The 9,244-nt window shown below is 42.7% G+C and carries 18 protein-coding genes; all 18 read right to left on the reverse strand.

Going from position 1 to position 9,244, the window contains the following annotated elements; genetic code table 11:
* Positions 1 to 30: 30 nt before the first annotated feature.
* The 18 genes from rplF to tuf all read right to left on the reverse strand — a co-directional run bounded on the left by rplF (position 31) and on the right by tuf (position 9,151).
* Positions 31 to 567 carry a 50S ribosomal protein L6 gene (gene rplF / locus BTA30_RS17390; protein ID WP_076762573.1) on the reverse strand — a complete coding sequence of 179 codons (537 nt, stop codon included), beginning with the start codon at positions 565 to 567 and terminating at the stop codon, positions 31 to 33.
* 29 nt (positions 568 to 596) lie between these two features.
* A complete protein-coding gene (gene rpsH / locus BTA30_RS17395; protein ID WP_076762574.1) occupies positions 597 to 995 on the reverse strand; it encodes a 30S ribosomal protein S8 in 399 nt (132 codons plus the stop codon).
* A 31-nt stretch (positions 996 to 1,026) separates the two neighbouring features.
* Entirely contained in the window at positions 1,027 to 1,212 is a 186-nt protein-coding gene (gene rpsN, locus BTA30_RS17400) for a 30S ribosomal protein S14 (protein WP_076762575.1), read from the reverse strand.
* 22 nt (positions 1,213 to 1,234) lie between these two features.
* Positions 1,235 to 1,774: a 50S ribosomal protein L5 gene (gene rplE, locus BTA30_RS17405; protein WP_076762576.1), complete on the reverse strand. Its 540-nt coding sequence runs from the start codon at positions 1,772 to 1,774 to the stop codon at positions 1,235 to 1,237.
* 25 nt (positions 1,775 to 1,799) lie between these two features.
* Entirely contained in the window at positions 1,800 to 2,111 is a 312-nt protein-coding gene (gene rplX, locus BTA30_RS17410) for a 50S ribosomal protein L24 (RefSeq protein WP_076762577.1), read from the reverse strand.
* A gap of 37 nt (positions 2,112 to 2,148) precedes the next feature.
* Positions 2,149 to 2,517, reverse strand: coding sequence for a 50S ribosomal protein L14 (gene rplN / locus BTA30_RS17415; RefSeq protein WP_076762578.1), 369 nt, complete (start codon positions 2,515 to 2,517; stop codon positions 2,149 to 2,151).
* 41 nt (positions 2,518 to 2,558) lie between these two features.
* Complete coding sequence (gene rpsQ / locus BTA30_RS17420; RefSeq protein WP_003178345.1) at positions 2,559 to 2,822, reverse strand: 30S ribosomal protein S17; 264 nt, start codon at positions 2,820 to 2,822, stop codon at positions 2,559 to 2,561.
* A gap of 24 nt (positions 2,823 to 2,846) precedes the next feature.
* On the reverse strand, positions 2,847 to 3,047 hold the full coding sequence (rpmC, locus tag BTA30_RS17425) for a 50S ribosomal protein L29 (RefSeq protein ID WP_003178343.1): 201 nt from the start codon (positions 3,045 to 3,047) through the stop codon (positions 2,847 to 2,849).
* A complete protein-coding gene (rplP, locus tag BTA30_RS17430; protein WP_076762579.1) occupies positions 3,037 to 3,471 on the reverse strand; it encodes a 50S ribosomal protein L16 in 435 nt (144 codons plus the stop codon). The genes rpmC and rplP overlap by 11 nt, the downstream gene beginning before the upstream one ends.
* Position 3,472: 1 nt before the next feature.
* Positions 3,473 to 4,129, reverse strand: a complete 657-nt coding sequence (gene rpsC, locus BTA30_RS17435; RefSeq protein WP_076762580.1) for a 30S ribosomal protein S3 — start codon at positions 4,127 to 4,129, stop codon at positions 3,473 to 3,475.
* A gap of 3 nt (positions 4,130 to 4,132) precedes the next feature.
* Complete coding sequence (gene rplV / locus BTA30_RS17440) at positions 4,133 to 4,477, reverse strand: 50S ribosomal protein L22 (protein WP_076762581.1); 345 nt, start codon at positions 4,475 to 4,477, stop codon at positions 4,133 to 4,135.
* 17 nt (positions 4,478 to 4,494) lie between these two features.
* Positions 4,495 to 4,773, reverse strand: a complete 279-nt coding sequence (gene rpsS / locus BTA30_RS17445; RefSeq protein ID WP_076762582.1) for a 30S ribosomal protein S19 — start codon at positions 4,771 to 4,773, stop codon at positions 4,495 to 4,497.
* Positions 4,774 to 4,830: 57 nt separating this feature from the next.
* On the reverse strand, positions 4,831 to 5,664 hold the full coding sequence (gene rplB / locus BTA30_RS17450) for a 50S ribosomal protein L2 (RefSeq protein WP_076762583.1): 834 nt from the start codon (positions 5,662 to 5,664) through the stop codon (positions 4,831 to 4,833).
* Between the two features lie 31 nt (positions 5,665 to 5,695).
* Positions 5,696 to 5,983, reverse strand: coding sequence for a 50S ribosomal protein L23 (rplW, locus tag BTA30_RS17455; protein WP_026586066.1), 288 nt, complete (start codon positions 5,981 to 5,983; stop codon positions 5,696 to 5,698).
* Positions 5,983 to 6,606 (reverse strand): 50S ribosomal protein L4, encoded by a 624-nt coding sequence (gene rplD, locus BTA30_RS17460; RefSeq protein ID WP_076762584.1) that lies wholly within the window; start codon positions 6,604 to 6,606, stop codon positions 5,983 to 5,985. The genes rplW and rplD overlap by 1 nt, the downstream gene beginning before the upstream one ends.
* A 27-nt stretch (positions 6,607 to 6,633) precedes the next feature.
* Positions 6,634 to 7,263 (reverse strand): 50S ribosomal protein L3, encoded by a 630-nt coding sequence (gene rplC, locus BTA30_RS17465; RefSeq protein ID WP_076762585.1) that lies wholly within the window; start codon positions 7,261 to 7,263, stop codon positions 6,634 to 6,636.
* A 38-nt stretch (positions 7,264 to 7,301) separates the two neighbouring features.
* Complete coding sequence (rpsJ, locus tag BTA30_RS17470; RefSeq protein ID WP_003156464.1) at positions 7,302 to 7,610, reverse strand: 30S ribosomal protein S10; 309 nt, start codon at positions 7,608 to 7,610, stop codon at positions 7,302 to 7,304.
* 350 nt (positions 7,611 to 7,960) lie between these two features.
* A complete protein-coding gene (tuf, locus tag BTA30_RS17475) occupies positions 7,961 to 9,151 on the reverse strand; it encodes an elongation factor Tu (protein WP_076762586.1) in 1,191 nt (396 codons plus the stop codon).
* Positions 9,152 to 9,244: the final 93 nt, after the last annotated feature.

The following is a 9,244-nucleotide window of genomic DNA, read 5'->3' on the forward strand; positions in this document are numbered from 1 at the left end:
TGGGTCACTCCTTTCTCACTTTAAGCGGTTTTACTTAGCAGATTTACCTTCTTTACGACGAACCATTTCTCCTTCATAGCGGATCCCTTTACCTTTGTAAGGTTCTGGAGAACGTACAGCGCGAATGTTGGCAGCAGTAGCACCGACGCGTTCTTTATCTGTACCTTTAACAACTATTTTTGTTTGAGATGGAACTTCGATTTCGATTCCGTTTTCAGGAACGATTTCTACTGGATGAGAGTATCCAACGTTTAAAACAAGTTTGTTTCCGGATTTAGAAGCACGGTAACCGACACCGACTAATTCCAAACCTCTTTCAAAACCTTTAGATACACCTTCAACCATGTTTCCGACGATGCTGCGAGTTGTGCCATGCAGCGCACGATGTTCTTTATTATCAGAAGGACGTTCTACAGTCAGTACATTGTCCTCAATTTTAATCTTCATATCAGGATGAAACGTACGAGTTAATTCTCCTTTTGGTCCTTTCACGGTTACAGTGTTGTCGTTCAATGTAACTGTAACGCCTGAAGGAATCTCAAGTAGCTTCTTACCTACACGAGACATACCAAACACCTCCATTCATGTTAAACTTCTTACCAAACGTATGCTAATACTTCTCCGCCAGCCTGTTTAGCGCGGGCTTCTTTATCTGTTAACACACCTTGTGATGTAGAAAGAATTGCGATTCCAAGTCCGTTCAGTACGCGAGGCACTTCGTTTGACTTAGCGTAAACGCGCAGACCAGGTTTGCTGATTCTTTTAAGGCCAGTGATGACACGCTCGTTGTTTTGTCCGTATTTCAAGAAAACACGGATGATGCCTTGTTTGTTATCTTCAATAAATTCTACGTCACGGACGAAACCTTCTCTTTTCAAGATTTCAGCGATTTCTCTTTTCAACTTAGAAGCAGGGATTTCAAGCTTCTCATGACGTACCATGTTTGCATTACGAATACGAGTCAGCATATCTGCAATCGGATCTGTCATAACCATTATTTAATAACCTCCTTCCCATAAATGGGGATTACCAGCTAGCTTTTTTAACGCCAGGAATTTGTCCTTTATATGCAAGTTCACGGAAACAAATACGGCAAAGTTTAAATTTACGAATAACTGAGTGTGGACGTCCGCAGCGTTCGCAGCGAGTGTACTCTTGTACTTTAAACTTCGGTGAGCGTTTTTGTTTCGCAATCATTGACTTTTTAGCCACGATTTCGCCTCCCTTTCATTGATTATTTCTGGAATGGCATACCTAATTGAGTTAATAGTTCACGAGCTTCTTCATCCGTATTGGCAGTCGTTACAATAACGATATCCATACCGCGAACCTTAGTAACCTTATCATAGTCAATTTCAGGGAAGATCAGCTGTTCTTTAATTCCTAGAGTGTAGTTTCCGCGTCCGTCAAAAGACTTTTTAGAAATTCCGCGGAAGTCACGTACACGCGGTAAAGAAACAGAAATAAGTTTATCAAGGAAATCGTACATGCGCTCTCCGCGAAGAGTTACTTTCGCACCGATCGGCATTCCTTCACGAAGACGGAATCCAGCAATAGATTTCTTCGCACGAGTAACGACAGGTTTCTGACCAGCGATAAACGTTAGTTCTTCAACTGCGCTATCGATCGCTTTAGCGTTTTGAACAGCGTCACCAACACCCATGTTGATTACGATTTTTTCGATTTTTGGCACTTGCATCACAGAATTGTAGTCAAACTTAGACATTAATGCAGGTGAAATTTCTTTATTGTACTTTTCTTTAAGGCGGTTCATGAGATAGACCTCCCTTCCTTTATTACTAGTTATCTAGAACTTGCCCAGATTTTTTTGCAATACGAACTTTTTTTCCATTTTCTGCTTTGTATCCTACGCGAGTCACTTCACCTGTTTTAGGATCGAGCGGCATTACGTTTGACACATGAATTGGCGCCTCTTGGTTTAAGATTCCGCCTTGAGGGTTTGCTTGTGTCGGCTTAGCGTGCTTCTTCACCATGTTGACACCCTCAACAAGTACACGGTCTTTTTTAGGGAATGCTGCAAGGATCAATCCTTGTTTCCCTTTATCTTTACCAGAGATAACCATTACTTTATCGCCTTTTTTAACATGCATCCTGATCGCACCTCCTTCAAGTCCGGCATTGATATCATTAAAGTACTTCTGGAGCTAAAGAAACAATTTTCATAAAGTTGTTGTCACGAAGTTCACGTGCAACAGGTCCGAAGATACGAGTTCCGCGCGGGCTTTTGTCGTCACGGATGATAACACATGCATTCTCATCGAATTTGATGTAAGATCCGTCATTTCTGCGCGCTCCGCTCTTAGAACGAACGATAACAGCTTTTACGACTTCACCTTTTTTGACAACGCCTCCTGGTGTTGCTTGTTTAACCGTGCAAACAATGACATCACCAATGTTAGCTGTTTTGCGACCGGAACCGCCAAGCACCTTGATCGTAAGAACTTCACGGGCGCCAGAATTATCAGCTACTTTTAAACGAGTCTCTTGTTGAATCATTATTTGTTACCTCCCTTCGGAAAAAGGATTTCCGAACTTTATTAGATAATAACAGCTTCTTCGACAACTTCAACTAGACGAAAACGTTTAGTCGCAGATAATGGACGAGTTTCCATGATCTTTACGATGTCACCGATTTTAGCTTGATTATTTTCATCATGTGCTTTGAATTTTTTAGAGTACTTTACGCGTTTACCGTAGAGTGAATGTTTTTTGTACGTTTCTACAACGACAGTAATGGTTTTATCCATTTTGTCAGAAACAACACGTCCTTGGTAGACTTTACGCTGATTGCGTTCGCTCATGTTTTAGAGAACCTCCCTCCGGAATTATTTGTTGGCAGCAATTTCTCTTTCCCGAATCACAGTTTTCATGCGCGCGATTGACTTGCGCACTTCACGAATGCGAGCAGTATTTTCAAGTTGTCCTGTCGCTAATTGAAAGCGAAGATTGAAAAGTTCTTCTTTAAGAGACTTTACTTTTTGTTCAATTTCAGCAGTGGTAAGGTCACGAATTTCATTAGCTTTCATTTGATTCACCACCAATTTCTTCACGTTTTACGAGCTTCGTTTTAATTGGCAATTTGTGAGATGCAAGACGAAGAGCTTCACGAGCGACTTCCTCAGACACACCAGAAATTTCAAATAAAACTTTGCCCGGTTTTACAACAGCTACCCATCCTTCAGGAGCACCTTTACCGGAACCCATCCGAACCTCTAGAGGCTTAGCTGTGTAAGGCTTAGAAGGGAAAATTTTGATCCAAACTTTACCGCCACGTTTCATGTAACGAGTCATCGCAATACGTGCAGCTTCAATTTGGCGGTTTGTAATCCAAGAAGCTTCTTGCGCCTGGATACCGTATTCACCGAAATGCACTTCAGTGCCGCCTTTCGCACGGCCGCGCATTTTTCCGCGATGCTCTCTGCGATATTTAACGCGTTTTGGCATTAACATATTATTTTCCTCCTTCCTCAGTTTTCTTCTTAGTAGGAAGAACCTCTCCACGATAGATCCAGACTTTCACACCAAGCTTACCGTAAGTAGTGTCAGCTTCAGATGTAGCATAGTCGATGTCAGCACGCAATGTGTGCAATGGAACAGTTCCTTCACTGTAGTATTCAGAACGAGCGATGTCAGCGCCGCCAAGACGACCGGATACCATTGTTTTCACACCTTGTGCACCAGCGCGCATTGTGCGTTGGATTTGTTGCTTTTGTGCACGACGGAATGAAATACGGTTTTCCAATTGACGAGCAATGTTATCTGCAACTAGCTGAGCATCAAGATCAGCTCTTTTGATTTCAAGAATGTTAATGTGTACACGCTTGCCAGTAAGGCTGTTAAGGGCTTTGCGAAGCGCTTCGACTTCAGAACCGCCTTTACCGATAACCATACCAGGCTTAGCTGTGTGGATCGAAATATTTACACGGTTTGCCGCACGCTCGATTTCTACTTTAGAAACAGAAGCGTCAGACAGGCGTTGATTAATAAATTCACGGATTTTTAGATCTTCGTGAAGGAAGTCAGCGTAATCTTTGCCAGCGTACCACTTAGATTCCCAATCACGTATAACCCCAATACGAAGACCGACTGGATTTACCTTTTGACCCACGAGTTATCCCTCCTTCTTTTCTGATACAACGATAGTAATGTGGCTCGTACGTTTGTTGATTTGGCTTGCACGTCCCATAGCGCGTGGACGGAATCTTTTCAACGTAGGGCCTTCGTTCACGTAAGCTTGAGTAACAACCAGGTTGTTTGCATCCATTTCATAGTTGTGCTCAGCATTAGCGACAGCAGATTTTAAAACTTTTTCAATAATCGGGGAAGCAGCTTTTGGCGTGAGATTTAAGATCGATACTGCTTCACCTACTTGCTTGCCTCGAATCAGGTCCATTACTAGACGTGCCTTACGAGGAGCAATACGGACTGTTCTTGCGACAGCTTTAGCTTGTTGCATTTAAAAGCCTCCTCTCATTAGCGTCTTGTTTTTTTGTCATCACTAGCATGACCTTTGTAAGTACGAGTTGGTGCGAATTCACCCAACTTGTGGCCTACCATATCTTCAGAGATGTAAACAGGCACATGTTTGCGTCCGTCATAGACTGCGATTGTGTGACCGATAAATTGTGGGAAAATAGTGGAACGGCGAGACCAAGTTTTCACAACTTGTTTCTTATCCGTTTCATTTAATTTCTCGATTTTTGTCATTAGATGTCCATCGACAAATGGTCCTTTTTTTAAGCTGCGAGCCATTTTGGAACCTCCCTTCGTGATTGCACTACGGTCCGATATGAACCGTAGACAACCCCGTTATTTATTTTTGCGACGACGTACGATGAATTTATCTGAATTGTTCTTTTTCTTACGAGTCTTGAATCCAAGAGTTGGTTTACCCCATGGAGACATAGGTGATTTACGTCCGATAGGAGCGCGTCCTTCACCACCGCCGTGCGGGTGATCGTTAGGGTTCATAACAGAACCGCGAACTGTAGGGCGAACGCCTTTCCAGCGTGAACGTCCTGCTTTACCGATGTTGATCAGTTCGTGCTGCTCGTTACCTACTTGACCGATTGTAGCGCGGCAAGCAGAAAGAATCATGCGAACTTCACCAGAGTTAAGACGTACAAGAACGTATTTACCTTCTTTACCAAGAACCTGAGCAGATGTACCAGCTGAACGTACAAGCTGTCCGCCTTTTCCAGGTTTCATTTCAATGTTGTGCACAACTGTACCAACTGGGATGTTGATCAGTGGCAGTGCATTCCCTACTTTAATGTCGGATTCTGGACCTGACATGATTTCAGTGCCTACTTGAAGCCCCTTAGGAGCCAGGATGTAGCGTTTTTCTCCGTCTACATAGTTAATTAGAGCAATGTTAGCTGAACGGTTTGGGTCGTACTCAACTGTAGCAACGCGTCCAGGTATACCATCTTTATCGCGTTTGAAGTCGATAATGCGGTATTGGCGTTTATGTCCGCCGCCTTGATGACGTACAGTTAATCTACCTTGGTTGTTGCGTCCGCCTTTTTTGTGAAGCGGGGCAAGCAAGGATTTTTCCGGCTGATCTGTCGTGATTTCAGCAAAATCAGAAGATGTCATGCCGCGACGTCCGTTAGAGGTCGGTTTGTACTTTTTAATCGCCATTTTGAATTTCCCTCCTTCTTTTTACAAGTAATTAAGCTTCAAAAATTTCGATTTCTTTACTGTCTGCAGTAAGCTTGACAATTGCTTTTCTGCGTTTGTTCGTCATACCAGAGTAGCGGCCGACACGTTTGAATTTCCCTTTGTAGTTCATAATGTTGACTTTTTCAACTTTCACTCCAAAGATTTCTTCAACTGCATCTTTCACTTCTGTTTTATTAGCTCTTACATCTACTTCAAACGTATATTTTTTTTCAGCCATTAAATCAGCAGAACGTTCAGTAATGACGGGGCGCTTAAGAACATCACGAGGATCTTTCATTATGCAAGCACCTCCTCTACTTTTTCAACCGCTGCTTTCGTCATCACAAGCTTCTCGTGACCGACAACATCGAGTACGTTGATTCCGTTTGCTTCAACAACTGTAACTCCAGGAAGATTACGTGCAGATAATGCAACTGTTTCGTTTTGATCCGCAGTTACGATTAAAGCTTTTTTCTCGATAGACAGCCCTTTAATAACAGCTGCCATTTCTTTTGTTTTAACCGTATCAAGAGAAAGATCTTCAAGAACGATCAAGTTGTTGTCATTCACTTTTGAAGACAATGCTGATTTGATTGCCAAGCGGCGAACTTTTTTCGGTAATTTATAAGAATAGCTGCGTGGTGTAGGACCGAATACGATACCACCTCCGCGCCATTGCGGTGAACGGATAGATCCCTGACGCGCACGGCCAGTACCTTTTTGACGCCAAGGTTTGCGACCTCCGCCACGAACTTCAGAACGATTTTTTACTTTATGAGTTCCTTGTCGCAAGGAAGCTCTTTGCATTAAAATAGCGTCGAATACTACGCTCTCATTTGGCTCGATTCCAAATACAGAGTCGTTTAATTCGATATCGCCAGCAGTAGAACCGTTTTGGTTATATAATGCTACTTTTGGCATGATCAATTTCCTCCTTTCCTAAGAGAATTATTTAGATTTAACAGCACTTTTAATAGTGACTAGTGATTTTTTTGCACCAGGAACATTTCCTTTAACTAAAAGAAGATTGCGCTCAGCATCAACTTTTACGATTTCAAGGTTTTGAACAGTGATTTGCTCTCCGCCCATACGTCCAGGCAATAGCTTTCCTTTGAATACACGGTTAGGGTCTACCGGTCCCATTGAACCAGGACGGCGATGGTAGCGGGAACCGTGAGACATAGGTCCGCGAGATTGTCCGTGGCGCTTGATTGCACCTTGGAAACCTTTACCTTTCGATGTTCCTGTTACATCTACGATTTCTCCGTTAGAGAAAATATCAACTTTGACTTCCTGACCAACTTCATACGCATCCATTTCCACTCCGCGTAATTCTTTAACGAAGCGCTTAGGTGCAGTTTCCGCTTTTGCGACGTGGCCTTTTTCCGGCTTGTTGGCAAGCTTATCGCGCTTGTCGTCAAAACCGATCTGAATCGCTTCATAGCCTTCGTTTTCAGCCGTTTTCTTTTGAAGTACAACGTTAGCTGCAGCTTCGATAACAGTTACCGGAATAAGATCACCGTTTTCTGCGAAAACTTGCGTCATACCAATTTTTCTTCCTAAGATTCCTTTGGTCATTCGTCACACCTCCTATAAAGATCATTCTATATTTTAGATTAAAGTTTGATTTCGATATCGACACCAGATGGTAAATCTAATCGCATTAAAGCATCGACAGTTTGCGGTGTTGGGTTCACAATGTCGATTAAGCGTTTATGTGTACGCATTTCAAATTGCTCACGAGAATCTTTGTATTTATGCACCGCACGAAGAATTGTGTATACTGATTTCTCAGTTGGCAACGGAATCGGACCAGACACGCTGGCACCAGAACGTTTTGCCGTTTCAACAATCTTCTCAGCAGATTGATCAAGGATTCTATGATCATACGCTTTTAATCGAATACGAATTTTTTGTTTTGCCATTATTTTCCCTCCTTTTCGCCTACTTACATTAGACAGTTCTCCGTGAGAAAAACCTGATTCACCTTGCCATGGCAAAGCGGCCGGGTGTGTCAGCAACCTCTCACTTCATCGCAGTCAAAGACCAACATGCACTATTATACAAAATTTATAGGCATAATGCAAGGCAATATTGAATATTACCCGGTTTTGCACACTTTTCTTATTATACAGATTCAGACATTGTTAATCAAGGATTTACAGCCGGAAAATAAATCCCTGTATCAAACCCTCTTAGAAAAGAAGAACACCAGAATCAGACCGCACATAAAAAACGAGACCCGGCTGGATCTCGTTTTTTTATTTTATAAGTATTATTCAGTGATAGAAGAAACAACGCCAGAACCAACTGTACGTCCGCCTTCACGGATAGAGAAGCGAGTTCCGTCTTCGATCGCGATTGTTGAAATCAATTCAACAGTCATTTCGATGTTGTCTCCAGGCATAACCATTTCTACGCCTTCAGGAAGCTGAATGATACCAGTTACGTCAGTTGTACGGAAGTAGAACTGAGGACGGTAGTTAGAGAAGAATGGAGTGTGACGTCCGCCTTCTTCTTTAGAAAGAACGTAAACTTCAGCTTTGAATTTTTGGTGTGGAGTGATTGTACCTGGTTTAGCAAGTACTTGACCACGTTGGATATCTTCACGAGATACACCGCGAAGAAGTGCACCGATGTTGTCACCAGCTTCAGCATAATCAAGAAGCTTACGGAACATTTCAACACCTGTAACAGTTGTTTTCTTGTTTTCTTCTTGAAGACCGATGATTTCAACTTCGTCACCGACTTTAACTTGTCCGCGCTCTACACGTCCAGTAGCAACTGTTCCACGACCAGTGATTGAGAATACGTCCTCAACTGGCATCATGAATGGCTTTTCAGTGTCACGTTCTGGAGTTGGGATGTATTCGTCAACCGCGTCCATCAGTTCGAAGATTTTAGCTTCGTAATCAGCATCACCTTCAAGAGCTTTAAGAGCAGAACCTTTGATTACTGGTACATCATCACCAGGGAATTCGTACTCAGAAAGAAGATCGCGAACTTCCATTTCAACTAGTTCAAGAAGCTCTTCGTCGTCTACCATGTCGCATTTGTTCAAGAATACTACGATGTAAGGCACACCTACGTTACGAGAAAGAAGGATGTGCTCACGAGTTTGCGGCATTGGGCCGTCAGCAGCAGAAACAACAAGGATAGCTCCGTCCATTTGCGCAGCACCAGTGATCATGTTTTTAACATAGTCAGCGTGTCCTGGGCAGTCAACGTGTGCATAGTGACGAGTATCAGTTTCGTACTCAACGTGCGCAGTAGAGATTGTGATTCCACGCTCACGTTCTTCTGGAGCACCGTCGATTTGGTCGTATGCCATAGCAGTACCTTTACCAGATTTCTTATGAAGTACTGTAGTGATAGCAGCTGTTAATGTAGTTTTACCATGGTCAACGTGTCCAATTGTACCAATGTTGGCATGTGATTTGGAACGGTCGAATTTTTCTTTAGCCATTCTGAAAATCCTCCTTAAAAAGGTTTATTTTTGATTATATAGAGTGATAGAAAGTGAAAGCTTTGTTTCACTTTCTCATCTTACAATAGTAGT

The organism is Bacillus swezeyi (assembly GCF_001969815.1).
Classification (GTDB): domain Bacteria; phylum Bacillota; class Bacilli; order Bacillales; family Bacillaceae; genus Bacillus; species Bacillus swezeyi.